Annotated in this window: 19 protein-coding genes and 1 tRNA gene; 15 read left to right on the forward strand and 5 right to left on the reverse strand. The window is 60.8% G+C overall.

Going from position 1 to position 26,414, the window contains the following annotated elements:
* Positions 1-54 precede the first annotated feature (54 nt).
* The 3 genes from VR71_RS17050 to VR71_RS17060 all read right to left on the reverse strand — a co-directional run bounded on the left by VR71_RS17050 (position 55) and on the right by VR71_RS17060 (position 3,285).
* Positions 55-1,080 (reverse strand): hypothetical protein, encoded by a 1,026-nt coding sequence (locus tag VR71_RS17050; protein ID WP_045685879.1) that lies wholly within the window; start codon positions 1,078-1,080, stop codon positions 55-57.
* Between the two features lie 121 nt (positions 1,081-1,201).
* Positions 1,202-2,464: an imelysin family protein gene (locus VR71_RS17055; protein ID WP_045685880.1), complete on the reverse strand. Its 1,263-nt coding sequence runs from the start codon at positions 2,462-2,464 to the stop codon at positions 1,202-1,204.
* Positions 2,465-3,199: 735 nt separating this feature from the next.
* A tRNA-Leu gene (locus VR71_RS17060) sits at positions 3,200-3,285 on the reverse strand.
* 146 nt (positions 3,286-3,431) lie between these two features.
* Between VR71_RS17060 and VR71_RS17065 the strand changes: the two genes are divergently transcribed.
* Entirely contained in the window at positions 3,432-4,415 is a 984-nt protein-coding gene (locus VR71_RS17065) for a complex I NDUFA9 subunit family protein (RefSeq protein ID WP_045685926.1), read from the forward strand.
* A 3-nt stretch (positions 4,416-4,418) separates the two neighbouring features.
* Here VR71_RS17065 and VR71_RS17070 read toward each other — a convergent pair whose 3' ends face one another.
* The gene (locus VR71_RS17070; RefSeq protein WP_045685881.1) at positions 4,419-5,222 is read right to left on the reverse strand and encodes an undecaprenyl-diphosphate phosphatase; all 804 of its coding nucleotides are present in this window, start codon (positions 5,220-5,222) and stop codon (positions 4,419-4,421) included.
* Between the two features lie 219 nt (positions 5,223-5,441).
* Here VR71_RS17070 and VR71_RS17075 point away from each other — a divergent pair, with 219 nt between their 5' ends.
* From VR71_RS17075 to VR71_RS25190, 10 genes are all read left to right on the forward strand, one after another.
* Positions 5,442-6,875: an NAD(P)-dependent oxidoreductase gene (locus tag VR71_RS17075; protein ID WP_296430525.1), complete on the forward strand. Its 1,434-nt coding sequence runs from the start codon at positions 5,442-5,444 to the stop codon at positions 6,873-6,875.
* A gap of 140 nt (positions 6,876-7,015) precedes the next feature.
* A complete protein-coding gene (locus tag VR71_RS17080) occupies positions 7,016-7,438 on the forward strand; it encodes a GFA family protein (RefSeq protein WP_009816876.1) in 423 nt (140 codons plus the stop codon).
* A 48-nt stretch (positions 7,439-7,486) separates the two neighbouring features.
* The gene (gene gltB / locus VR71_RS17085; protein WP_045685883.1) at positions 7,487-12,019 is read left to right on the forward strand and encodes a glutamate synthase large subunit; all 4,533 of its coding nucleotides are present in this window, start codon (positions 7,487-7,489) and stop codon (positions 12,017-12,019) included.
* 90 nt (positions 12,020-12,109) lie between these two features.
* On the forward strand, positions 12,110-12,829 hold the full coding sequence (mtgA, locus tag VR71_RS17090) for a monofunctional biosynthetic peptidoglycan transglycosylase (protein ID WP_045685884.1): 720 nt from the start codon (positions 12,110-12,112) through the stop codon (positions 12,827-12,829).
* Between the two features lie 59 nt (positions 12,830-12,888).
* Positions 12,889-13,554, forward strand: a complete 666-nt coding sequence (locus tag VR71_RS17095; protein ID WP_009816879.1) for a glutathione S-transferase family protein — start codon at positions 12,889-12,891, stop codon at positions 13,552-13,554.
* Between the two features lie 118 nt (positions 13,555-13,672).
* The gene (gene queG / locus VR71_RS17100) at positions 13,673-14,755 is read left to right on the forward strand and encodes a tRNA epoxyqueuosine(34) reductase QueG (protein WP_296430535.1); all 1,083 of its coding nucleotides are present in this window, start codon (positions 13,673-13,675) and stop codon (positions 14,753-14,755) included.
* A 20-nt stretch (positions 14,756-14,775) separates the two neighbouring features.
* Complete coding sequence (locus VR71_RS17105) at positions 14,776-16,776, forward strand: hydantoinase/oxoprolinase N-terminal domain-containing protein (protein ID WP_045685886.1); 2,001 nt, start codon at positions 14,776-14,778, stop codon at positions 16,774-16,776.
* A gap of 77 nt (positions 16,777-16,853) precedes the next feature.
* The gene (locus VR71_RS17110) at positions 16,854-18,047 is read left to right on the forward strand and encodes a glycine C-acetyltransferase (protein ID WP_045685887.1); all 1,194 of its coding nucleotides are present in this window, start codon (positions 16,854-16,856) and stop codon (positions 18,045-18,047) included.
* A gap of 11 nt (positions 18,048-18,058) precedes the next feature.
* Complete coding sequence (tdh, locus tag VR71_RS17115; RefSeq protein ID WP_009816883.1) at positions 18,059-19,081, forward strand: L-threonine 3-dehydrogenase; 1,023 nt, start codon at positions 18,059-18,061, stop codon at positions 19,079-19,081.
* Between the two features lie 96 nt (positions 19,082-19,177).
* Entirely contained in the window at positions 19,178-20,158 is a 981-nt protein-coding gene (locus VR71_RS25190) for a Hint domain-containing protein (RefSeq protein WP_296430527.1), read from the forward strand.
* A 6-nt stretch (positions 20,159-20,164) separates the two neighbouring features.
* On the opposite strand, the gene VR71_RS17125 is transcribed toward VR71_RS25190, so the two are convergent.
* Positions 20,165-20,623, reverse strand: coding sequence for an Lrp/AsnC family transcriptional regulator (locus VR71_RS17125; protein WP_009816885.1), 459 nt, complete (start codon positions 20,621-20,623; stop codon positions 20,165-20,167).
* 139 nt (positions 20,624-20,762) lie between these two features.
* On the opposite strand from VR71_RS17125, the gene ald reads away from it, so the two are divergent.
* The 4 genes from ald (at position 20,763) to VR71_RS17145 (ending at position 26,404) form a co-directional block, all read left to right on the forward strand.
* Positions 20,763-21,875: an alanine dehydrogenase gene (gene ald, locus VR71_RS17130; protein WP_009816887.1), complete on the forward strand. Its 1,113-nt coding sequence runs from the start codon at positions 20,763-20,765 to the stop codon at positions 21,873-21,875.
* A gap of 123 nt (positions 21,876-21,998) precedes the next feature.
* Positions 21,999-23,045, forward strand: a complete 1,047-nt coding sequence (locus tag VR71_RS17135) for an ABC transporter permease (RefSeq protein WP_045685888.1) — start codon at positions 21,999-22,001, stop codon at positions 23,043-23,045.
* A gap of 16 nt (positions 23,046-23,061) precedes the next feature.
* Positions 23,062-24,246, forward strand: coding sequence for an ABC transporter permease (locus tag VR71_RS17140; protein WP_009816889.1), 1,185 nt, complete (start codon positions 23,062-23,064; stop codon positions 24,244-24,246).
* Between the two features lie 70 nt (positions 24,247-24,316).
* Positions 24,317-26,404, forward strand: coding sequence for an ABC transporter ATP-binding protein (locus VR71_RS17145; RefSeq protein WP_045685928.1), 2,088 nt, complete (start codon positions 24,317-24,319; stop codon positions 26,402-26,404).
* Positions 26,405-26,414 lie beyond the last annotated feature (10 nt).

Consider the following 26,414-nt stretch of genomic DNA (forward strand, 5'->3'; position numbering starts at 1 on the left):
GATAACTTGATATGGCTTTGACTTGGGCACGGGCATGATCTTCGTTAGCGTTCCTTAGAATGCATAGGCAAGCAGCGCGCCAATGGTATGGGTCTCATCTCCACCCTCTTCGCCGTAACGATAGGCCAACGCGGCGCTGAGACCATCGAGGATCTCGATTTCGCCAGAGAGCGTGGCCAGATGATCGCGTGGCAGGGTCTCGACGTCGCGCAACGCATAGACTGCTGAGAGCGTGACAGGCCCGACCGGAGCTTCAACTCCGACTGTGGCAAAGGTGGCGCTGTCGGCGGTGCCGTCGAAATGATCGAAATAGGCCACTTCAGCGAGCAGCGTGACAGGCATAGAGCCGGATCCGAATTCATGGCTGACGCCGCCCACGATACCGTTCTGATCCTCCACGTCGCCGACTCCCCGCGCTTGGGATTGCAGGCCGAGGTTATAGGCGGTCGCGCCGAAGGTTCCCGATAGGGCGATGGAAAAGGACTCCGGCCCGCTGGTATTCGATACGCCACCATCATTCCGATTGGTACGCCCGCGGTTTTCGCCAAGCGACTCGCTGAGCACGCTGCGATCTGCGTTGAAGATCGACACGCTGAGCTCATGTTCAATTTGACCAGTGGCGAATGGGATCACGAGGCCCGCTCCGATCCTTTCGGTGATCTCGTAGTCCTCTGCGAAATCGACGCCGTAAATGCCCGGCGCCACGTCCCAAGCCGTTCCAAAGCCGGGGTTAAACTTGCCAAGCACCACCTGTGCTGCGCCGAAATCATGTGCGAAGTAGAGTTCTTCGGCGTAGAGTCCATGATCCTCTAGAAAGCTGTCAGAAGTGGGTGGCGTGATCTGTTCCAGAACCACTGTGCTGTTGATTGAGGTTTGGGACGTGAAGGCGAACGAAAGCGCACCCTCGACGGTGGCGAATGTGTTGTTGATCTCGCCTCCGGGTGCTGAGGAATCGACTGTGAAATCGCTTTGCAGTTCGACCGAGAATTCGGCTGAGAACCGCGAGCTCTTTTCCTGTGATTGTGCCGCAGTCGCGCCGAGTGCCGCGCAAGCGGCAAGCGTTAAAGGTAGGGTTTTCATCACTGTTCCTTAGTTTGTTCTTGGATGACGGTCTGCTACGTCACCTGCATTGTTATGTGATAACATACCTATCTACAAGATAGCTTTCCCGTCCGCCGAGCAGGACCGCGGACGAGGGGCGTTACTGAAAGACGGCCGAGGGATTGTCGAGGCTGTCAGAGCCTTCGATCTCGATTCCACCGAGGTCCAATGCCGTGACAACGCGCTCAATTGACCGGGTCTGGTTTATCAGACCATCGACGCCACCCATGATCAGCGCCTCCCCGCCTTCGTCGCCGCGCGCTAGCATCTCGTCATAGGCAAAGCCGGATTCGGCGGCGGTCTTGATACGGCCAAGGGCCAAAACCGCTTCGGCCAACCGTGTGCGCATCTCCCGATCCAACTCTGGGTCGATGTTCGCGACAAGGTCGGAAAGAGAAGCGCCGCTGACCGTCGTGCCGTCGGTGCGCACGTAGTTGCCCAAGTAGACGCTCCGGATACCAACGCCGTTGTAGTAGTGATCATTGTGGGTGTTGTCGGCAAAGCAGGAATGCTCTTCTTCGGGATCGTTGAGCATCAGGCCGAGTCGCATTCTCTCGCCCGCCGTCTCACCATAAGACAGGCTCCCCATGCCGGTCAGAATGGCAGTGAGCCCCGCCTGTTCGTCTGCGGTAATCGTCGCACGGGCTTCGCCGTCCTTTGCCCATTGCGCGGTGATCCATTCGAGGTCGGATGACAGAAGATCGGTCGCTGCCATCAGGTAGTCAGCCCGGCGTTCACAGTTGCCGTTGGTGCAGTCTTCGTTCTGCGCATAGTCGGTCCAAGGGCGGCTGCCTGCGCCGTCACCATGGCCATTCAGATCCTGCCCCCAAAGCAGGAACTCGATGGCATGATACCCTGTGGCAACATTTGCCTCGATCCCATCGGCCTCATGCAGGATGTTCTCTAGCAAGTCCGGCGTTATCTCGGTCGCGTCAATCTCCTTTCCCGAGAGAGAGAAGCTCGGATTGGCGATCACATTGAGCGCTGCAAACTGGTTTGCATCGGTCGGACCGCCATAGAGTCCATCGACATAATCGATCAGCCCCTCGTCCAGCGGCCAAGCATTCACCTTACCTTCCCAGTCATCGACGATCGGATTGCCGAAGCGAAAGACCTCGGTTTGTTGATAGGGGACGCGCGCTTGCAACCAGGCGTCGCGAGCGGCAGACATGGACTCGGCTGAGGGGTTTTTGATCAGCGCCGTGACTACCTTTTCCAGTGCCCGGACAGCTTGCAAGCTGTCGCCATAGTTCGCCTCGGCGATATCTGCATAGGTGTCGAGCACCTCATTTGCGGTCTGTGCCTGAGCGGAACCCAACAGCGCAGTGGCGATGGCGGTGGAGGTCAATAGGGTGCGGAGCATCTGTCTGTCCTGTTGTGTATTTCAACGTTTCGCGCTGCAACGGCGTCAGTTTTGGCACATGTTTTTTGTCCCGCGGTCGATATCGGCCAACTTGACAATCCCAGTGCATCCGAAGCGCTCATGTGTAAGTTGACTGATTTAGTAAGCTTAGGCAATACCCAATATTTTCCGTCAGGTTTTCGCCCAATTCTGCTCGTGTCGAGCCCTGTCGCGGCCTCTTGGCAGTCGAGAATGCCGGACGCGGCCCATTTCGTGGAGAAGCGGTTGAAAACTGCGCTCAAGACGGTTTCCCCCTCTTGAGCGCATTAATGCGCATTCCACGATTGAAGATCGACAGTGATAGCAGCTGGACCCACGCTTTGCCCTCAGCCCTTCTGGTGAAGGCCGATGATTCTGCGTTCCACCTGACTGCAAGAGGGTGCCTGCTTGCGACTGAAATCTTGCCTGCACAACCCGAACCCGACGTCACTGAGAGACTGTTGCGCCACCAACTGAGGTGGGCACAAGGACAAGGTCTATTGCCAGAGCCCCGTAGCGCTGTATTCTAAACTGCCTTTGACCAGCAACGCCGGTCGCTTCTCGGACTTTATCGGCCCTCGCCACTCTACTTTGCTGGTCGTCCCGAGCCTCAGATACTCGCACTCGATTTCAACCACGAGGCTCATAGCTGTCGCCCACCGCTGCGTCGCGTTTGTCACGAAACGAGCATGAAAATCCAACGATTTCAATGGAATTTGGTGCCCAGGAGAGGACTCGAACCTCCACGGCCTTGCGGCCACTGGCACCTGAAGCCAGCGCGTCTACCATTCCGCCACCTGGGCAGGTGTCGTGAAGCAGGCGTTTATCGCTCGCCCATCATAGTGTCAACGGCGATTTTACGGGTGTAGTGGAATTGCCTTATCGTCTTGTCCAAACCGCGCGAGAGCGGTAGGAAAGTGAGCGAATGCGCATAGCCCCGGAGGCCGAAATGTCAAAGCTAGTCACCATCTACGGCGGATCAGGGTTCGTGGGCCGCTATATCGCGCGGCGCATGGCGCAGGCCGGTTGGCGGGTGCGTGTCGCGGTGCGACGTCCCAACGAGGCGATTCATGTCAAACCCTATGGCGTCGTCGGTCAAGTTGAGCCGGTGTTCTGCAACATCCGCGACGATGCCAGCGTACGGGCCGTAATGCAGGGTGCCGATGCGGTGGTGAACTGCGTGGGCACCTTTGATCGCAAGGGCAAGAACAGCTTTGACGCGATCCAAGCCGAAGGTGCAACGCGGGTTGCGCGGATGGCGGCGGAGGTGGGCGTGGCGCATTTGGTGCATATATCCGCGATTGGTGCGGATGCAGAGTCGGATGGCGCCTATGCCCGGTCCAAGGCAGCAGGGGAGGCTGGGATTCTCAAGCATTTTCCGGGAGCTGTGATCTTGCGGCCATCGGTGATCTTTGGGCCGGAGGATCAGTTCTTCAACCGATTTGCCGCAATGACGCGGTTTGGCCCGGTGTTGCCCGTGGTCGGGGCCGAGACGCGGTTTCAACCAGTTTACGTGGATGACGTGGCGCAAGCCGCGGTCATGGGTGCAATGGGACAGGCTGCGCCGGGCATTTACGAATTGGGTGGGCCAGAGGTGGCTAGCTTTCGTACTCTGATGCAGCAAATGCTCGGGGTGATCCGCAGATCTCGTTTGATTGTGAATATCCCGTTTGGGGTGGCTGCGATCTTGGCAGGGGCAATGGAACTGGTGCAGACCGTGACACTTGGGTTGATTCCGCCGCAGATCACGCGCGATCAGGTCCGCAGCCTGCGTGTTGACAATGTGGTGTCTGAGCAGGCCAAGGGCTTTGATTCTCTTGGAATTTCCCCGATGGCTTTGGGGGCTGTTCTGCCCGATTATCTGTGGCGGTTCCGTCCTGCCGGCCAGTATTCCGCGATCAAGGAATCGGCCAAGAACCTGCGCGCGCGCTAGGTGTCAGGTATAAGCGATCGTCAGTAGGGTCACGCCAAGGATCAAACGGTAGACCACGTAAGGCGTAAAGCTCAGGCTGCGGAGCAGACGCATCATTAGGCTGAGGGCCAGCAATGCCGCCACAAAGGCGAAGGCGGCGGCAATAGCGCCATCACGCAAGAGCCCAAGATCAGCTTGCATAGCGACCTCACCACCCAAAAGAACGCCACTGGCGATGATTGTAGGCACTGACATGAGCATCGAGATGCGGGCGGCATCTTGGCGCGCGTATCCCATAAACCGCGCGCCGGTGATGGTGATACCAGAGCGGGATGTGCCCGGAATGAGCGCGATTGCTTGCCACAATCCCAAGACGATAGCATCCCGCATGTTCCAGTTTTCGCTCGCTTTTTCGACTTTTCCGGTTTGATCGGCCCAATAGAGTAATCCCCCGAAGATCAACGTTGTCCAGCCAATCACGGCGATTGAGCGGAGCGCCTCATCAAGCCCTGAGAGTTTCAGCAGGAGTCCGCAGACCATAACCGGAACCGAGGACACGATCAAAAGGAGTGCCAGGCGGGCACCCGGCGTGTCGGCGCGGCCAGAGATGAGGCGCGGGAGCCCCAGGACAGCGCCGCGCAAATCAGACCAGAAATAGATCATGACGGCAAAGAGTGTGCCTACATGCACGGCAACATCAATGACCAACCCTTGGTCCGGAATGCCCAACAGATTCGGCAAGAGGATCAGATGACCAGATGAGGAGATCGGCAGAAACTCGGTGATCCCCTGCACGATGGCGACAAGGAAAATATGGAAAAGTGCCATCGGGACTGCCTTATGCTCGTTTTTGTAATCCTATAAACCATTGTGTTTCAAAGGCAAACTTGATTGTAGGTCCGAATCGGAATTAAAATATGAAGATTTTACTAAGTGTCAGTGCTGTCCAGCATATACTAATTCATAATAGGTCATAGTTTGTGACTTTTAATTACAAAACGACTGGGGTAAACCTTCGCGTAAGAACGTGACTCGGGAGGATAAGCCGTGGCGAAGCAACCTATGCTGAAATTCGTGACCGTCGAACGGGACATGCCCGAGAAGCGTGGCGCGGAGGCGCGGCGGCAGGATTTCCATGAGATCTATGCGGAATTTGCCGATGCGAAGGCCAAGGAGCAGTCGGGGCGGTGCAGTCAGTGTGGTGTGCCCTATTGCCAGAGCCATTGCCCCCTGCACAACAATATCCCCGACTGGTTGCGGCTGACGGCCGAAGGTCGCCTAAAAGAAGCCTATGAAATCAGCCAGTTGACCAATACCTTTCCTGAGATTTGTGGGCGGATTTGTCCGCAGGACCGACTGTGCGAGGGCAATTGCGTGATCGAGCAATCGGGTCACGGCACTGTCACAATCGGCGCTGTTGAGAAGTATATCACCGATACAGCCTGGGACGAGGGTTGGGTCGAGGTGATCAAGCCGAGCGTAGAACGTGTTGAATCCGTTGGGATAATTGGTGCTGGTCCTGGTGGTCTTGCCGCTGCGGATGTGCTGCGGCGGGCTGGGATACAGGTCACGGTTTATGACCGCTATGACCGCGGCGGCGGGTTGATGACCTATGGCATTCCCGGTTTCAAGCTGGAGAAAGATGTGGTGATGCGCCGCGTCGATCAATTGGAGCAGGGTGGGGTCAAATTCGTGCTCAATTGCAACGTGGGTGTGGACCTCAGCTTTGACGAAATTCGCAGCAAACACAACGCGTTACTGATCGCCACCGGGGTTTACAAAAGCCGCGATCTGGAGGGACCGGGCGCGGGGGCAAAGGGGATCGTTCGGGCGATTGATTATTTGACGGCGAGCAATCGTGTGTGCTTTGGCGATGCTGTGCCGGAGTATGAAAGCGGCGAGTTGAATGCGGATGGCAAACGAGTTGTTGTGGTTGGCGGTGGCGACACCGCTATGGATTGTGTTCGCACCGCGATCCGGCAGGGTGCGACATCGGTCACCTGCCTCTACCGTCGGGACCGCGAAAACATGCCCGGCAGTCAGCGTGAAGTGGCCAATGCCGAGGAAGAAGGCGTTAAGTTTGAATGGCTTAGTGCGCCGGTTGGCTTTGTGGGTGATCCGATCTCGGCGGTGAAGGTGCAGAAAATGCGCCTAGGTGCGCCGGATGCCACCGGGCGGCAAAGCCCGGAACCGATTGAGGGCGCTATTGAGAATGCACCTGCCGATCTGGTGATTAAGGCACTCGGGTTTGAACCAGAAGACCTGCCAAGTCTCTGGAATCAAAAGGAATTGGAGGTCACTCGCTGGGGGACGATCAAGGCCGAGTTCACCACCGGGCAGACTGCGATGGAGGGGGTTTATGCCGTGGGCGACATCGTGCGCGGTGCGAGCCTCGTGGTTTGGGCGATCCGGGACGGGCGCGATTCCGCAGCGGCAATTCTTGACTATCTGAGCACCGCACAGGCCGTCGCGGCAGAGTGAGTTTGCGGGCCAACCGTACGTTTGTGCGGTGAAAACGTACGGGTCGCTGTCGGAGACAGGGCACGGCAAAAGAGCAGCGGAACTTTCCGCATGACAGGACAACAATCCTGACCCACCGGGTAAAGGAAGGGTTAAGACCGATGACAGGAAAAATGACCGGACATTGCCTGTGCGGCGCTGTGACGCTCACGGCCCTGTCGCATGCCGGGGCGGTGAGCGCCTGTCATTGTTCCATGTGCCGCCGCTGGAGCGGCGCGGCGATGTGGGTTCTGGAGGTGCCGGTGGACTCGGTCGAGGTGGCGGGGCCGGTGGAGCGCTATCGCTCATCGTCTTTTGCCGAACGGGCTTGGTGCGGCGCTTGCGGAACGCAACTCTGGATCAAGAACGATGACGGGCCATACGAATTTATGCCGGGGCTGTTTGATGAGGCGCGCGCGCTTCCGCTCTCGCATGAGCTCTACGTTGACCAAGCATTTACCAGCGTCACGCTGGCGGGCGGGCACAGGCGCGTGACGCGGGCAGAGTACGAGGCGTCAGAGCGCGCCGTGCCGGATCAGTCGTGATAAAGAATAAAACGGATGCGCCGCGGCGCAGGATGAGGAGTGATTGCGATGTCAAACTTCGATAGCAACTGGGCCGCCGAAGAAGAGGCCAAGCGCGACTGGATGGCCGAGAACGGGATGTATGCGCATGAAGAGGAGCATTCCTCTTGCGGTGTTGGTCTTGTGGTGTCGATTGATGGTCAACCGTCGCGCCGCGTGGTCGAGGCAGGGATCAACGCGCTCAAGGCGATCTGGCACCGGGGCGCTGTGGATGCCGATGGCAAGACCGGCGATGGCGCGGGCATTCATCTGCAAATCCCGGTGTCGTTCTTTTACGATCAGATCCGCCGTACCGGGCATGAGCCCAACGAGAGCCGCCTGGTTGCTGTCGGTCAGGTGTTCTTGCCGCGCACCAATTTCGGCGCGCAGGAACAGTGCCGGACCATCGTGGAAACCGAAGTGCTCCGCATGGGTCATACGATCTATGGCTGGCGGCATGTGCCGGTGGATATCACCTGTCTGGGGGACAAGGCCAATGCGACGCGCCCTGAGATCGAGCAGATCCTGATTTCCAACGCCAAGACAATTGGGGAAGAGGAATTCGAGCGCGAGCTTTATGTGATCCGCCGCCGGATCGAAAAGGCAGTGCAGGCCGCCGGGATCATGGGATTCTACATGGCCAGCCTGAGCTGCCGCAGCATCATCTACAAGGGGATGATGCTGGCCGAGCAGGTGGCGGTGTTCTATCCGGATCTGATGGACGAGCGGTTCAAGAGCGCCTTTGCGATCTATCACCAGCGCTATTCGACCAATACATTCCCGCAATGGTGGTTGGCGCAGCCGTTCCGCATGTTGGCGCATAACGGTGAGATCAACACGCTCAAGGGCAATACCAACTGGATGAAAAGCCATGAGATTCGCATGGCAAGCGGGGCCTTTGGCGATCTGGCCGAGGATATCAAGCCGATCATCCCGCAGGGATCAAGCGACAGTGCAGCCCTGGATGCGGTGTTCGAGGTGCTGGTGCGCGCCGGACGGTCTGCGCCTATGGCCAAGACCATGCTGGTGCCCGAGTCCTGGTCCAAACAGGCCGAGGAGCTGCCGCAGTCCTGGCGGGATATGTATTCCTATTGCAATTCGGTGATGGAGCCTTGGGACGGTCCGGCTGCGCTTGCGATGACCGATGGTCGTTGGGTTTGCGCCGGGCTTGACCGCAACGGGCTGCGCCCGATGCGCTATGTGGTGACGGGTGACGGTCTGGTGATTGCCGGGTCTGAGGCCGGAATGGTGCCAATCGACGAACGCACGGTCAAGGAAAAGGGTGCGCTTGGGCCGGGGCAGATGCTTGCCGTGGATATGGCCGAGGGCAAGCTCTATCACGATTCAGAGATCAAGAACCGGCTGGCCAATGCGCAGCCGTTCGGCGACTGGGTCGGCAAGATCAACGAGCTGGATGAGGCGCTGGCGGTGGTGAGCGAAGCGCCGATCTATTCCGGGGCGGAGCTGCGCAAGCGGCAGATCGCGGCAGGCTATAGTATCGAAGAACTGGAGCAAATTCTGGCTCCAATGGCCGAGGATGGCAAAGAAGCGGTGGCGAGCATGGGCGACGACACGCCGAGCGCCGTGCTGTCCAAGCAATATCGCCCTCTGAGCCATTTCTTTCGGCAGAATTTCAGTCAGGTGACAAACCCGCCGATTGACTCCTTGCGCGAATACCGGGTGATGAGCCTCAAGACGCGGTTTGGCAATCTCAAGAACGTGCTGGACGAGTCGAGCGCGCAGACCGAGATTCTGGTGCTGGAAAGCCCGTTCGTGGGCAATGCCCAATGGGCGGAGATGATCAAGCAGTTCAATGCCGATGTGACCGAGATCGACTGCACCTTTGCGCCGGGCAGGAATGCCCTGCAGGACGGGCTGGAGCGTATTCGGGCCGAGGCAGAGGATGCCATCCGTTCGGGCACCGGGCATCTGATCCTGACGGATCAGAACCAAGGTGAGAGCCGGGTTGGCATGCCGATGATTCTGGCGACGAGCGCGGTACACAGCCATCTGACACGCAAGGGATTGCGGACGTTTTCGAGCCTGAACGTGCGGTCGGCCGAATGTATCGACCCACATTACTTCGCGGTGCTGATCGGGGCCGGGGCGACGGTGGTCAATGCCTATCTGGCCGAGGACAGCATTGCCGACCGGATCGCACGCGGCCTGATCGACGGCAGCCTGACCGAGGCGGTGGCGCGGTATCGTGCGGCGATTGATCAGGGTCTCTTGAAGATCATGTCGAAGATGGGGATTTCGGTGATTTCCTCGTATCGCGGCGGTCTGAATTTCGAGGCGGTTGGCCTGAGCCGCGCCATGTGCGCGGAGTATTTCCCCGGTCTTACCAGCCGGATCAGCGGTATCGGCGTGTCTGGGATTCAAGCCAAGCTGGAAGAGGTGCACGGCCGCGCCTATGCTGGCGGACAGGATATTCTGCCGATCGGCGGGTTCTACAAGGCGCGGAAATCGGGCGAAACCCATGCTTGGGGTGCGCAGACGATGCATATCCTGCAAACCGCCTGCAACAAGGCGAGCTATGAGCTCTGGAAGCGGTATAGCGCCGCGATGCAGGCCAATCCGCCGATCCATCTGCGCGATCTGATGGCGATCAAGCCAATGGGCAAGGCGATCCCGATTGAAGAGGTCGAGAGTGTGACCGCGATCCGTAAGCGGTTTGTCACGCCGGGCATGTCGCTGGGGGCGCTGAGCCCCGAGGCGCATAAGACGCTGAACGTGGCGATGAACCGGATCGGGGCGCGCTCGGACAGTGGCGAGGGCGGTGAAGATCCGGCGCATTTCACGCCGGAGGCCAATGGCGACAACCCGTCGGCCAAGATCAAGCAGGTGGCGAGCGGTCGCTTTGGCGTGACGGCGGAATATCTCAACAATTGCGAGGAGTTGGAGATCAAGGTCGCCCAAGGGGCCAAGCCCGGTGAGGGCGGGCAGTTGCCGGGCATGAAAGTGACCAAGCTGATTGCGCGGCTGCGGCATTCGACCGAAGGCGTCATGCTGATCAGCCCGCCGCCGCATCACGATATCTACAGTATCGAGGATCTGGCGCAGCTCATCTATGACCTCAAGCAGATCAATCCCAACGTCAAGGTCTGCGTCAAGCTGGTGGCACAATCGGGCGTGGGCACGATTGCCGCCGGTGTGGCCAAGGCCAAGGCGGATGTGATCCTGATCTCGGGGCATAATGGCGGTACGGGCGCAAGTCCCGCGACCTCGATCAAATACGCGGGTCTGCCGTGGGAGATGGGGCTGACCGAGGCGCATCAGGTGCTGAGCATGAACAATCTGCGCGAGCGGATCACGCTGCGCACCGATGGCGGCCTGCGCACGGGTCGTGACATCGTCATGGCGGCGATGATGGGGGCCGAGGAATACGGCATCGGCACCGCCGCGCTGATCGCCATGGGCTGTATCATGGTGCGTCAGTGCCAGAGCAACACCTGCCCGGTTGGGGTCTGTACGCAGGACGATGCGCTGCGCGCCAAGTTTACCGGCAATGCCGAGAAGGTGGTGAACTTGATTACCTTTTACGCGCAGGAAGTGCGGGAGATTCTGGCCAGCATCGGCGCGCGCAGTCTGGATGACGTGATCGGGCGCGCGGATCTGTTGACTCAGGTCAGCCGTGGGTCGGCGCATCTCGACGATCTGGATCTCAACCCGATGCTGATTACCGTCGATGGGGCCAAGGATCAGCGTTATGATCGGTTGCGTCCGCGCAATGAGGTGCCCGATACCCTAGATGCGGAAATCGTGCGTGATGCACAGCGGTTCCTCAACGATGGCGAAAAGATGCAGTTGCATTATGCGGTGCAGAACACGCATCGGACCGTCGGAACGCGGGTGTCCAGCCATATCGTGCGCAAGTTTGGCATGCGCAACAGCCTGCAGCCGGATCACCTGACGGTGAAGCTGACGGGGAGTGCGGGGCAATCGCTGGGTGCCTTTGCCGCGCCGGGGCTGAAGATCGAAGTTTCGGGCGACGCCAATGATTACGTCGGCAAGGGTCTCTCGGGGGGGACTATCGTGGTGCGTCCGCCGATGGCAAGCCCGCTCGTGGCGTCGCAGAACACGATCATCGGCAATACCGTGCTCTATGGCGCGACCGATGGGTATCTCTTTGCCGCCGGGCGCGCAGGCGAGCGGTTTGCCGTGCGCAACTCGGGTGCGAAGGTGGTGATCGAGGGCTGTGGCAGCAACGGCTGTGAATACATGACCGGCGGTGTGGCGGTGATCCTGGGCGATATCGGGGCCAATTTCGGGGCCGGGATGACCGGTGGCATGGCCTATCTCTATGATCCGCAAGGTCGCGCGTCGGCCCTGGTCAATGGCGAGACATTGGTAAGTTGCGCCGTAACAGAGCCGCATTGGGAGGCCGAGTTGAAAGGGCTGATCGAGCGGCATGTGGCCGAGACCGGAAGCCGTTGTGGGCAGGATATTCTGCAATACTGGGATCAGGAGCGGGTAAATTTCATCCAGCTTTGCCCCAAGGAGATGCTCAACAAACTGAGCCATCCTTTGGGTATGGTGCCAGAGGCTATTCCGGCGGAATAGAGCCTGTTGCGGCCCGGTTTCTCTGGAAGAAATCGGGCCAGCACTGCCAAACGGGTTTTGCTGCGCGCGCGGTGTCGCTATAGCAGAGTCATGGCACGGGCGCGCAAATCAAGTGCTTCGCGAAGCACGGCACGACTGAACCCGACAGCATGGCTGTTGCGGTGGGCATGGCGTGTGGCCGTGGTGGCCGTCTTGATCGTGCTGGGCGTGATTGCCGTGCATCGGGAGATCGAGCCGCCCAAGACCTATTACATGGGACAGGAAGAGCGACGGTTGGGCACAATTGCGCGCGACTGGGTGCCGATGGCGCGGATAGCGCCTGTGATGGCGCGCTCTCTGGTGGCGGCGGAGGATGCCAACTTCTGCCAGCACTGGGGCTTTGACATGGCCGCGATTCGCACCGCGATTGCCGAAGGATCAGGGCGGGGTGCCTCGACCCTCAGCCAGCAGGTGATCAAGAATGTGTATCTCTGGCATGGGCGCAATTGGCTGCGCAAGGCGCTGGAGGCCAGCCTTACGCCGGTGGTCGAGACGGTCTGGTCCAAGCGGCGGATCATCGAGGTCTATCTCAACGTGGCGGAATTCGATGAGGGTGTGTTTGGCGTTGAGGCGGCGGCGCAGCATTATTTCGGCGTGAGCGCCCAAGACCTGAGCGCGGTTCAGGCCGCGCGGCTTGCGGCGGTCTTGCCCGATCCCAAGGGGCGATCCGCGTCAAAGCCATCGCAAGCCTTGCGCAACCGGGCGGCGGGAATTCTGGACGGGGCGGCGACGATTGACCGAGACGGGCGGGCCGCCTGTTTCGAGGATTGAAAATCGCGACCAAAGGGGGCATTGAGGGACAACCCCCAAGACCCAAGGTGTGATTTTCCATGGCCAAACTCTATCATGTTCCCCTGTCGCCCTATTGTCGCAAGGTGCGGCTGAGCCTGGCCGAAAAGCGGATCGAATGCGAGTTGGTCGAGGAGCGCTATTGGGAGCAGGACCCGGATTTCTTGCGTCGGAACCCGGCGGGCAAGGTGCCGGTGCTCAAGATCGACGGTAAGACCATGTCGGAGAGCGCGGCAATCTGTGAGTATCTCGAGGAGAAATATCCCGAACCGTCGTTGATGCCCAAGGGCACCGATGCGCGCTATGAGGTGCGGCGGCTGGTGGGGTGGTTTGACGACAAGTTTCACCGCGAAGTGACCAGCAAGCTGGTCTATGAGCGGGTCAACAAGAAGGTGATGAAGCTGGGCTTTCCCGACAGTCGCAATGTCAAGGATGGGGCGCGAGCGGTCAAATACCATCTGGATTACATGGCGTGGCTCCTGGATCATCGCCGGTGGTTGGCCGGAGATGTGATGACGCTGGCGGATTTTGCCGCTGCGGCGCATCTGAGCGCGCTGGATTACATCAGCGATGTGGATTGGACCCGCAGCGAGGCGGTCAAGGACTGGTATGCCAAGATCAAGTCGCGCCCAGCGTTCCGGGGGATTCTGGCGGATCAGGTGCCGGGATTCCCGCCGCCCCCGCATTATGCCGATCTGGATTTTTGATAAAGCATGTTGCTCAAAAGTGGGAACCGGTTTTGAGCTACTCGAACATGCGACATAACTCAGGGGCACTGCCCCTCTTGGCCTCCGGCCAATTCACCCCGGAGTATTTGCCGGCATGATGAAAGATGCGCTGAAACAGAGACTGGTTGCGCAGGCGCACGCCGAAGGGTTCGACGCCTGCCGGCTGTGTCGTCCGTCGGATGTGGGGCATGTGCCGGAACGGTTGGCGGCGTTTCTGGCGCGGGGCTATCACGGGCAGATGGGATGGCTCGCGGAGCGCAGGGAATGGCGCGGTGCGCCTGAGGTGCTCTGGCCCGAGGCGCGGACGGTGATCATGCTGGGCGAAAGCTATACGCCCGAGGGCGATCCGCTGGCGGGTCTGACGAGGCGGAATTGTGGCAATATCTCGGTTTATGCACGCAACAGAGACTATCACGACACGGTCAAGAAGCGATTGAAGCGGCTGGCGCGGTGGTTGATCGAGGCTGGCGGTGGGGAAGTGAAGGTGTTTGTGGACACGGCCCCCGTACCCGAAAAGCCGCTGGGACAGGCGGCGGGATTGGGATGGCAGGGCAAACACACCAATCTGGTGAGCCGCGAGTTGGGGAGTTGGTTCTTCCTTGGGTCGGTGTTCACGACCTTGGATTTAGAGACTGATCCGGCGGAAGTCGATCATTGTGGGTCTTGCCGCGCCTGTCTCGATATCTGTCCGACGGATGCCTTTCCCGCGCCCTATCAGTTGGACGCGCGGCGCTGCATTTCCTATCTGACGATCGAGCATAGGGGGCCGGTGGATGAGGATTTGCGCGCCGGTTTGGGCAATCGGATTTATGGCTGTGACGATTGTCTGGCGGTCTGTCCGTGGAACAAGTTTGCCGTTGCCGCGCGCGAGGTGAAGTATCATGCGCGCGATGATCTGGTGACGCCACGGCTGGCGGATCTGGCAACGCTGAACGATGCAGGGTTTCGCGAGACGTTTTCCGGCAGTCCGATCAAGCGGATCGGGCGCGACCGGTTTTTGCGCAACGTGCTCTATGCGATTGGCAATTCCGGCGATCCGGGGCTGCGCGGCGTGGCGCAGGCGCAGTGCGAGGATGCCGATGCGGCGGTGGCGGATGCGGCGCGCTGGGCCGTGCTGCGACTGGATCGTGACGCAAACGGGCTGGCATCGCGCGTGAAACCCGCTACACCCCTAGCCTGAGATACCAAGAGGGCAGGCAGATGGCGTTGTTGTTGGGCGTGGACACAGGCGGCACCTATACGGACGCCGTTCTGATCCGGGATGAGCGTGAGGTGATCGCGAGTGCCAAGGCGCTGACGACACGGGCTGATCTGGCGGTTGGTATCGGGGCTGCGGTCGAGGCCGTGCTGCGCGAGAGCGGGGCGGATGTGGGCGACATCGGTCTGGCCTCTTTGTCCACTACTTTGGCGACCAATGCACTGGTCGAAGGGCAAGGCGGGCGTGCGGGCCTTGTCTATATCGGGTTTCGGGCGGCGGATTTGCAGGCGCATGGGCTGGCCGAGGCGCTGGGTGGTGATCCGGCGCTTGTGCTGAGCGGTGGCCATAACCATGCCGGAGGCGAGGCGGTGCCGCTGGATAAAGACACGCTTTTGGCTTGGTTAGAGACTGGAACAGGAGCAGAGGCCTATGCGGTGGCCTCGCTCTTTGCCACCCGAAACCCGGCGCATGAATTGGCAGCGGCCGAGATGATCCGCGCGGTCACGGGACGGCCCGTGAGCCTGTCGCATCATCTGTCGGCCAAGCTGAACGGGCCGAAGCGGGCGCTGACGGCGCTGCTCAATGCGCGGCTGATCGGGATGATTGCGCGGCTCATCGACCGGGCTGAGGGCAAATTGCGCGAGTTGGGGATACACGCGCCGCTGATGGTGGTGCGGGGCGACGGTGCCTTGATCAGCGCGGATCAGGCGCGGGAACGGCCCATTGAGACGATCCTGAGCGGGCCTGCGGCAAGCATCGTGGGCGCGCGTTGGCTGACCGGGGCGGAGCATGCGCTGGTGTCGGATATTGGTGGGACGACGACCGATGTGGCGGTGCTGCGCGAGGGGCGACCAGCGATTGATCCCGAAGGCGCGCGGGTCGGCCCGTGGCGCACGATGGTCGAGGCGGTGGCGATGCGGACCTTTGGCCTAGGTGGCGACAGCGAAGTGCATGTGCGCGACGAGGGGCTGGAGGGGGGTGTGATCCTTGGGCCAAGGCGTGTCGTGCCGGTGAGCCTGATGGCGGCAGAGGCACGCGACGCGGTGCATGGTGTCCTGGAGGAACAGTTGCGCGCGGCGGCCCCCGGTGAGCATGACGCGCGATTCGTGCGCGCGGTGCCGGGGATCGAAGCGGGCGGGCTGGGCGAGCGGGAAGAGGCGCTGTTGGGCCGGATTGGGGACGATGTGCGCCCTGTTGGCAAAGTGCTCAAGACCCGGATGGATGGTGCGGCGCTGACGCGTCTGGTGCGCCGGGGGCTGGTGCAGGTTGCGGGTATCACGCCGTCGGATGCAAGCCATGTGCTGGGCGGATTGGACAGTTGGGACGCAGAGGCCGCGCGCATGGCGCTGGATCTGGTGGCGCGCAAGCGGACGGGGTCGGGCAACCGGCTGGCAGAGGGGCCGGAACATTTGGCGCGGATGATCGTGGATCGCCTCACGCATCAGACAAGTTTGGCCTTGTTAGAGACTGCTTTTTCCGAAGAAGAGATGGATTTTGGCCTCTCGCCTGCGGCGCTGGCAGAGCATGTGCTGATGCAAAAGGGTCTTGATGGGCATCGCGGTCTGGTGCGGATCGAGAGCGGGCTGGCGGTGCCGGTGATCGGGCTGGGCGCCTCGGCGGCGAGCTATTATGGCGCGGTGGGCGACCGGTTGGGCTGCGACATGATCCTGCCCGCGCATGGGGGCGTCGCCAATGCGATTGGCGCGGTGGTGGGCCGGGTCACGATCCGGCGGGGCGGCACCGTGACATCGCCGTCCGAGGGAAAATTCCGCGTGCATCTGGAGAGCGGGCCGCGGGATTATGCCGCGTCCGAGGCGGCGATGGCGGCGCTCGAGGCGGTTTTGCGCGCCGAGGCGCAGGCCGAGGCCGAAGCGGCGGGGGCGGTGGATATTCATGTGACAGCGCGGCGCGCCGTGAAAGAGGCGCAGGCCGAGGCGAGGCGGGTATTTTTGGAGGCCGAAATCGTGGTAGAGGCGAGTGGACGGCCAAGAATTGCCGTTTGAAGCGTGGGGGCGCGGCCCCCGTCGCCCGATGGGCGATTCCCCCGGAGTATTTCGGGAACAGTGAAAGGGAGGGCGACATGACAGCGGCGGATCGGTTTGACGCGGATATGGCGGAGCGGCTGGACGGCCTGCGCGCCGAAGGGCTGTATAAGAGTGAGCGGGTGATTGCCTCGATGCAGGCGGGCGAGGTAACGCTGGCGGATGGGCGCGCCGTGGTGAACCTCTGCGCCAACAACTATCTCGGGCTGGCGGATAACCCGGAGATTATCGCGGCGGCGCATGGCGCGCTGGATCGCTATGGGTTCGGCATGGCGAGCGTGCGGTTTATATGCGGGACGCAGCAAGAGCATAAAGAGCTGGAGGCGCGGATTGCCGGGTTTCTGGGGAAAGAGGATGCGATCCTCTATGCGGCGGCCTTTGATGCCAATACCGGTTTGTTCGAGACGATTTTGGGGCCTGAGGATGCGATCATCTCTGATGCGCTCAATCATGCGAGCATCATCGACGGCGTCCGGCTCTGCAAGGCGGAGCGCTATCGCTATGCCAATCGCGACATGGCTGATCTGGAGCGGTGTTTGCGTGAGGCGCGGGGCGCGCGCCATCGGTTGATCGCCACGGATGGCGTGTTTTCGATGGATGGGTATTACGCGCCCTTGGATGAGATTTGCGATCTGGCCGCGCGCTATGATGCGATGGTGATGGTGGATGACTGCCATGCCACCGGGTTTGTCGGCGAGACCGGGCGCGGCACGCCGGAGCGGTTCGGGGTGATGGACCGGGTGGATATCCTGACCGGCACGCTGGGCAAGGCGCTGGGCGGGGCCTCGGGCGGCTATACGGCGGCGAGTGCGCAGGTGGTGGATTGGCTGCGGCAACGCTCGCGCCCCTATCTTTTCTCCAACACGCTGGCGCCGGTGATTGCGGGTGCCTCGCTCAAGGTCTTTGACATGCTGGAGGAGGGCGCGGAGCGGCGCGCGCGGCTTTGGGAGAATGCCGGGTATTTCCGGGAGCGGATGGGCGCACTGGGCTTTGAATTGCTGCCCGGAGAGCATGCGATCATTCCGGTCATGTTGCGCGATCCGAAACTGGCGCAGGAGATGGCGGCGCGGTTGAATGCACGGGGCGTTTATGTGACCGCCTTCAGTTTTCCGGTGGTGCCCAAGGGGCAGGATCGCATTCGCACGCAAATGAGTGCCGGGCTTAGCCGCGGGATGCTGGACCGGGCGATTGACGCCTTTGCGGTCGTGGGCCGCGAATTGGGAGTGATCTGATGCAGAACGAGATGAAGGCGCTGGTCAAGGCCAAGGCGGAGCCGGGGCTGTGGATGGAGTATGTGCCGGTGCCCGAGGTGGGGCCATCGGATGTGCTGATCAAGGTGCGCAAATCGGCGATTTGCGGCACTGATGTGCATATCTGGAAATGGGATGAGTTCAGCGCGAAAACGGTGCCGGTGCCGATGGTGGTGGGGCATGAGTTTGTCGGTGAGATCGTCGATACCGGCGCGGCGGCGGTGAAATACCGGATCGGGCAACGGGTCAGCGGCGAAGGGCATATCGTCTGCGGCACCTGTCGGAACTGTCGCGCGGGTCGTGGGCATCTGTGCCGGAATACACGCGGGGTGGGCGTGCATCGGCCGGGGAGTTTCGCCGAGTATCTGTGCATTCCGGAGAGCAATGTGGTGCCGATTCCAGAGGATATTCCCGACGAGATCGCGGCGATTTTTGACCCCTTTGGCAATGCTGTGCATACCGCGCTGAGTTTCGATCTGGTGGGCGAGGATGTGCTGGTCACGGGGGCAGGACCGATTGGCATCATGGGGGCGCTGGTCGCGCAGAAGGCGGGCGCGCGCAAGGTGGTGATCACCGATATCAACCCTTACCGCCTTGAACTGGCGCGGCGGATGGGGGTGCAGCACGTGGTCGATGTGGGCCGCGAGCAGCTGCGCGATGTGATGGCCGAGATCGGCATGACCGAAGGCTTTGACGTGGGGCTGGAAATGTCAGGCGCGGCCCCTGCGATGCAGCAGATGATTGCGCGGATGAACAATGGCGGTAAGCTGGCGCTCTTGGGCATTGCGCCCACGGAATTTGCGGTGGATTGGAACGCGGTGATCTTTAAGATGCTGCATATCAAGGGGATCTATGGCCGCGAGATGTTTGAGACCTGGTACAAGATGATCGCGTTGGTGCAATCGGGGCTGGATGTGTCGGGCCTCATCACCCACCGGATCGGGATCGACGATTTCGAGCAAGGATTTGCCGCGATGATTTCGGGCAATTCGGGCAAGGTGGTGATGGACTGGTGAGGGCCGGATTACCTTCAATTTTAGGCAAATAGATCGGGGGCGTTAGGCCGCGTTTCATAGTCTCTGACCCAAGGTGCCGCAAAGGAGCGGCGTGGCATGGTCAAGACTTTTGAGGGCCTCGATAACGAATTCGCGGTGGCGACGGGCGGCAATGTCAACACTGGGCCGGGGATATCAACCTTTGATTATCCGCCCGATGGCACATTCGATCTGCTTGTCACCTCGCATGAGGGCGACACAAATCCCAACCTCTTTCAGATCGGAGAGAGCTATACGGTCAGTTGGACTGGAAATGGCGGTGGCGGCCTGTTGGAGGATGCCGTCGTGGTGCGCAGCGATCTGGCACCGAATGGCGGTGGGATCGTGGTGTTCGAGGGGCTCGATCAGAATGGCGACCTGGCGCAGGTGGTCTGGTCGCCGGGTTTCGATCTGGAGAGTTGGTATTGGGCGAATTTCAACCATGGGGCCTCGCCAGGGTTTTACACGACGGATCGGACTGCGAGTTATACGCATCAGTTCGTCTGCTTTGCGGCGGGCACGGGGATTGCCACACCAAAGGGCGCGCGGCGGGTCGAGACGCTGGAACCGGGTGACAGGGTCGAGACGCGGGATCATGGGGTGCAGCGGGTGCTCTGGGTCGGGCGGCGCGTGGTGCGGGGCATTGGGGCGGATGCGCCGGTGCGGTTCGCGCCGGGGAGCATTGGCAATCGCGACATGCTGCTGCTCTCGCCGCAGCATCGGGTGATGATCCGCTCGCCCATGGCGGAGCTGCTCTTTGGCGCGCATGAGGTGCTGGTGCCCGCCAAGGCGATGATCGACGGGCGGGCGATCCGCGCGGCGCCTGTTGCGCGCGTGACCTATGTGCATCTGCTCTTGGAGCGGCACGCGCTCCTCGACGCGGCGGGCGGCGCGCCGTGTGAGAGCCTGTTTCCGGGGGATGTTGCCATGGGGCTATTGCGGGCCGAGTTGCCGGAGGGATTGCCGCGCTACCGCGCGGCGCGCCTGATGCTGACCTATCGCGAAGCCCGCTGCGTGGTGGGCGCGCGGATGCCGGTGGCGCGGATGGCGATGCTATAGGCGCCTTTAGATCGGCAGGGCCGTGGTCTTGAATACGGTGCGCAGCGCAAAGCTCGACTGCATCTTGGCCACACCGGGCAGACGGGTTAGGTATTGGCGATGGATGCGGGCGAAATCCTCGGTATCCTCGGCCACGACCTTGAGGATATAGTCGGCGGTGCCGGCGGTGAGGTGGCATTCGAGCACGTCGGGGACGCGCGAGACTGCCTTTTCAAAGGCATCCAGCACGTCGTCGGCCTGTGTGGTCAGGGTAATTTCAACAAAGATGGTGGCGGGCACGCCCATCTTGCGGGGGTCAAGCAGGGCGACATAGCCCTTGATATAGCCGTCGGATTCGAGGCGCTGCACGCGTCTGTGACAGGCGGAGGCGGACAGATTGACCTCTTCGGCGAGGTCTGCGTTGGAAATGCGCCCGCGTCGCTGAAGCACGTTCAACAAGCGACGATCTGTCGGATCAAGGGACATTGACGCAATACCTTTTCAACCAAGCACGATTATCTCGAAGGATATTCACAAAATATCGTAAAAGGCGAGCGATTTTTCAATCCCATTGCGCGCGATCCGGTGCAGGATTCGCCCAAAATCAAACAGGGAGAAGCATAACATGAGAATCGGTTGCCCAACAGAAATCAAGCCGCAGGAATTTCGCGTGGGCGTCACGCCCATTGCTGCACAAGAGGCCGTGAGCCACGGCCATGAGGTTCTGATCCAATCCGGGGCCGGACTGGGCGCCGGGTTTGACGACGCGGCCTATCAGGCGGCGGGGGCCAAGATCGTCGGCACCGCCAAGGAAATTTTCGCGCAGGCGGATATGGTGGTGAAGGTCAAGGAACCGCAGGCCGGCGAGCGCAAGATGCTGCGCGCGGGGCAGGTTCTGTTCACCTATCTGCATCTGGCACCGGACCCCGAACAGACCAAGGACTTGCTGGCCTCTGGCGCGACCTGCATTGCCTATGAAACGGTGACGGATCGCGCGGGCGGTCTGCCGCTGCTGGCGCCGATGTCAGAGGTCGCCGGGCGTTTGGCCCCGCAAGTGGGCGCATGGACGCTGCAAAAGGCCAATGGCGGGCGCGGTGTGCTGATGGGCGGCGTGCCCGGTGTGGGCCCGGCGCGGGTGATCGTGATCGGCGGCGGTGTCGTGGGCACGCATGCGGCCAAGATCGCCGCTGGCATGGGCGCGGATGTGACCGTGCTCGATCGTTCCTTGCCGCGTCTGCGCTATCTCGATGACGTGTTTGGCGGCACGTTCAAGACCGGCTATTCCTCGGCCGGGTTGCTGGAAGAGTTGCTGCCGCTGGCGGATATGGTGATTGGCGCTGTGCTGATCCCCGGAGCCGCCGCCCCCAAGCTGGTGCGGCGCGATCAGTTTCCGATGATGAAGCCGGGCGCGGTGCTGGTGGATGTGGCGATTGACCAAGGCGGATGCTTTGAGACCTCGCGCGCCACGACGCACCAAGACCCCATCTATGAGATCGACGGGATCATGCATTACTGTGTGGCGAATATGCCGGGGGCCGTGGCGCGCACCTCGACGCTGGCGCTGGGCAATGCAACGATGCCCTTCATGCTGGCGCTGGCCGACAAGGGCTGGAAACAGGCCTGTGCCGATGATGCGCATTTGCTCAACGGTCTGAATGTGCATGCCGGGCAACTGACCTATGCCGCCGTGGGCGAGGCGCTGGGGATTGCGACGGTTGACCCTAAATCCTTGATCTGAAGGACTGCGCCCCCGGTCTGAACAGGGCCGGGGGCGTTTTCTGACAAGGTGGGGTCGCAAATGATGCTGGACCGCCTGCCCCCTCTCGACTAGCGTCATTGAAAACGCCAACAGGGGGCGACTATGGCCATGTTCATCCTGCGTCGCGTCGGGGTCATGATCCTGACGGCGCTCTGCCTGACGTTTATCGTTTTCTTTCTGACCAACCTCTATCCCAATCTGGAAAAGCTCGCCAAGACGCAGGGCGATTTCCGCATGAGCGATGAGGAGGTGGCGAGCTATCTGGGCCGCAATGGGTATTTGCAGCCCATGGCCGTGAAATACGGGCAATGGTTGGGTGTGGTGCCGGGGTTCGTGATCGAGGATCGCGACGGGGTGACACGCGGGCAGTGTATCGAAGCCGGGACAGCCGCCGAAGATGCCCAGCGATTCTGTGGTATCCTTCAGGGGGATTGGGGCTATTCCACCGTGTTTCGGGAGGATGTCGGCAAGATCCTGAACGACAAGCTGGCGCTGACCGGAAAGCTCATGTTCTGGGTGATGGTGCTGATGGTGCCGTCTGCGCTCATCCTCGGGATTTTGGCGGGGATGCGCGAGGGGTCGCGCACCGACCGGACGCTGTCGACGATTGCCATCACCACGACCGCGACGCCGGAATATGTGTCGGGCGTGCTCTTTATCGCGGTGTTTGCCAGCACGGCCGTGGGCCTCAAATGGTTCAAGGGCACGGCAACGGCGGCGATGGATGGGGCGAATTTCGAGAATTTCTTTTTGCCGGTGCTGACCATCGCGCTCTATGGCATGGGGTATATCGCACGGATGACGCGGGCGAGCATGGCCGAGGTGATGACCGCACAATATATCCGTACGGCCCGCCTCAAGGGCGTGAGTTTTCCCAATGTGGTGATGAAACATGCGCTGCGGAATGCGTTGATTGCGCCATTTACCGTCATCATGCTGCAATTTCCCTGGCTTTTGAACGGCGTTGTCATCGTCGAGACGCTGTTCAACTACAAGGGCTTTGGCTGGACGCTGGTGCAGGCGGCCGGGAACAATGACATAGAATTGCTGCTGGGGGTTTCGGTGATCTCTGTGGTGGTCGTTCTGGTGACGCAACTGATCTCGGATATCGGGTACGTCTATCTCAATCCGCGCATCAGCGTTCGCTAAGGGAGGTATCGGGGCCATGGACGCACTGAGCTGGAGCGACATCATCCTGCGCATGCTGGAGCAGTTCACGCCAGTCTGGATCGCATTGATCGTGACCTTTGTCCTTTCATTCTCGTTCAAGCGGCATCTGGGCCTTTATGGCAAGCTGTTTGACAGCCCGATTGGGATGGTGGGCTATGCGATGGTGATGTTCTGGGTGTTCACCGGGGTTTTCGGCGGTGGCTTCGACATGATCGTGACGCATGACGTTCTGGCGCAATCCGCTCCGATGAAGAACAAGGGGCCGGGCACGGCCTTTACTCAGTTGATGGGCACGCCGGACCCGAATGCCTATCCCTATTACCTGCTGGGCGGGGATAACCTTGGGCGGGATGTGTTCAGCCGGATGGTGGTCGGCGCATGGGAGGTGATCAAGATTGCCCCCTTTGCCAGCCTCTTTGCCTTTATGGTCGGGATCACGCTGGGGCTGCCTGCGGGCTATTACGGCGGCAAGCTGGATACGTTCCTGTCGTTTCTGGCCAATCTGATCCTCGCCTTTCCGGTGATCCTGCTGTTTTATCTGCTGGTCACGCCCGAGATCGTTCTGACGGGGATTCCTGTCTATATGGCGGCGGTGCTGTTTCTCTTTCCCATCGTGTTTCTGGTGCTGCTCTGGAACTCGCGCTATCACACGCAGCCGTCGCGGCGGAATGTCTATGTGGGGATCACGCTGGTGATCGGTCTCTGGCTTTATCTCGGGATTGCCTGGGATGCCGACCCGCTGGGACTGGTCAGTTTTCCGCCCAATCTGCTGGTGGTGTTCGTGGCGGTTGTGTTCGTCAATTCGCCAACGGTGTTCCGGATCGTGCGCGGTCTGACCATGGACATCAAGACGCGCGACTATGTGGCCGCGGCACAGACGCGGGGTGAGCGGCCGTGGTATATCATGCTCTGGGAAATCCTGCCCAATGCGCGCGGGCCGCTCTTGGTCGATTTCTGCCTGCGGATTGGCTATACGACGATCCTTTTGGGCACATTGGGGTTCTTTGGTCTGGGCCTCAGCCCCGAGAGCCCGGATTGGGGCAGCACCATCAATGACGGGCGCAAATTGCTGACGATGTATCTACATCCCGCTCTGCCGCCGGCCTTTGCGCTGTTGTCTTTGGTTCTGGGGCTCAACCTTTTGGCGGATGGGCTGCGCGAAGAAAGCCTGCGCGATTGACGAGTCGAAGATGAGTATTTGAAGAACGATGAAAGAGGGCGGCAGCGCCCCGGTGACAAGGGAGATGGACATGGCCAAGCTGGACTATGACGGGCCGATCCTCGAGATCGAGAACCTGTCGATTTCCTTTTTCACCCGGCTGCGGGAGATCCCGGCGGTGATGGATTTCTCGGTCACGGTGCAACCCGGCGAGGCGGTGGGCCTTGTGGGCGAATCCGGCTGTGGCAAATCCACGGTGGCGTTGGGCGTGATGCGCGATCTGGGCGTGAATGGTCGCATCGTGGGCGGAACGGTGCGGTTCAAGGGCCGCGATCTGGGCGATATGAGTGCCGCCGAATTGCGCGACATTCGCGGCAACGAGATCGCGATGATCTATCAGGAGCCGATGGCGAGCCTGAACCCGGCCATGCGGATTGGCAAACAGCTGATCGAAGTGCCGATGATCCACGAGGGGATTTCCGAGGCTGAAGCCCTAGCGCGGGCGCTGGAGGTGGTGCGCGATGTGAAGCTGCCGGACCCTGAGCGGATCATGCGCAGCTATCCCCATCAGTTGAGCGGTGGGCAGCAACAGCGGATCGTGATTGCGATGGCGCTGATGTCCAAGCCGTCGCTGCTCATTCTGGATGAGCCGACGACCGCGCTTGATGTGACGGTCGAAGCGGCGGTGGTGGAGCTGGTCAAGGATCTGGGCAAGAAATACGGCACCTCGATGCTGTTCATCAGTCACAATCTGGGGCTTGTGCTGGAGACCTGCGACCGGATTTGCGTGATGTATTCCGGTGAGGCGGTCGAGACCGGCAGCATTCGGGACGTGTTCGACAAGATGCAGCATCCCTATACGCAGGCGCTGTTTCGGTCGATCCCCCTGCCCGGTGCGGATAAGAACACGCGGCCGTTGAAGGCCATTCCTGGAAATTTCCCATTGCCGCATGAGCGCCCGGACGGTTGCAACTTCGGGCCACGTTGCGATTATTTCAGGGCGGGGCTCTGCGACAAGTTTGACATTCCCATGGTTGGGATCGCGGGCGATGATCGCCACTTTACCCGCTGTTTGCGGATTGACGAGATTGATTGGCATGCGCCTATGGAGGCCATGGCGCAGCACGAGGCGACCGTGCCGGGCAAGGTCGTGCTCAAGATGGAGAACCTCAAGAAATACTATGAGGTGGCGGCCAATGCGCTCTTTGGCGGAAACAGCGGCAAAAAGGTGGTCAAGGCCAATGAGACGCTGAGTTTCGAGGCGCGCGAGAGCGAGACTCTGGCGATTGTGGGCGAGTCGGGCTGTGGTAAATCCACCTTTGCCAAGGTGCTGATGGGGTTGGAGACCGCGACCGAGGGGCAAATCCTGCTCGATAACCGCAATATCGAGCAGGTGCCGATCGAGAAGCGCGATACGCAGACGGTGGCCGATGTGCAGATGGTGTTTCAGAACCCGTTTGACACGCTCAACCCGTCGATGACGGTGGGCCGTCAGATCATCCGCGCTCTGGAGGTGTTTGGCATTGGCGACACGGATCAGGCGCGGCAGGACGAGATGCTGCGCCTGCTGGACCTGGTCAAGCTGCCGCGCGAGTTTGCCGAGCGTATGCCCCGGCAGTTGTCGGGCGGGCAAAAACAGCGGGTGGGCATTGCCCGCGCCTTTGCCGGGGGCGCGCGGATCGTGGTGGCTGACGAGCCGGTTTCGGCGCTGGATGTGAGCGTGCAGGCGGCGGTGACGGATCTCTTGATGGAGATTCAGCGCAAGCAGAAGACGACATTGTTGTTTATCAGCCATGACCTGAGCATCGTGCGCTATCTCAGCGACCGGGTGATGGTGATGTATCTGGGGCATGTGGTGGAACTGGGCACGACCGAACAGGTCTTTGCCCCGCCCTATCATCCCTATACCGAGGCGCTCTTGTCCGCCGTGCCGATTGCCGACACGCGGATCACCAAGAAACATATCGTGCTGGAAGGCGACGTGCCCTCGGCGATGAACCCGCCACCCGGCTGCCCGTTCCAGACGCGGTGCCGGTGGAAAGCGCAGGTGCCGGGGGGGCTCTGTGAGCGCGAGGTGCCCCCCGTGCGCGAATTGGTGCCGGGGCATCAGGTGAAGTGCCACCTGTCGCAAGAGATGTTCGACCGGATGGAGCCGGTGATCACCGTTGCGGCGGAGTGAGGGGGCGACT

This window comes from Roseovarius sp. BRH_c41, from assembly GCF_000961715.1.
Taxonomy (GTDB): domain Bacteria; phylum Pseudomonadota; class Alphaproteobacteria; order Rhodobacterales; family Rhodobacteraceae; genus Roseovarius.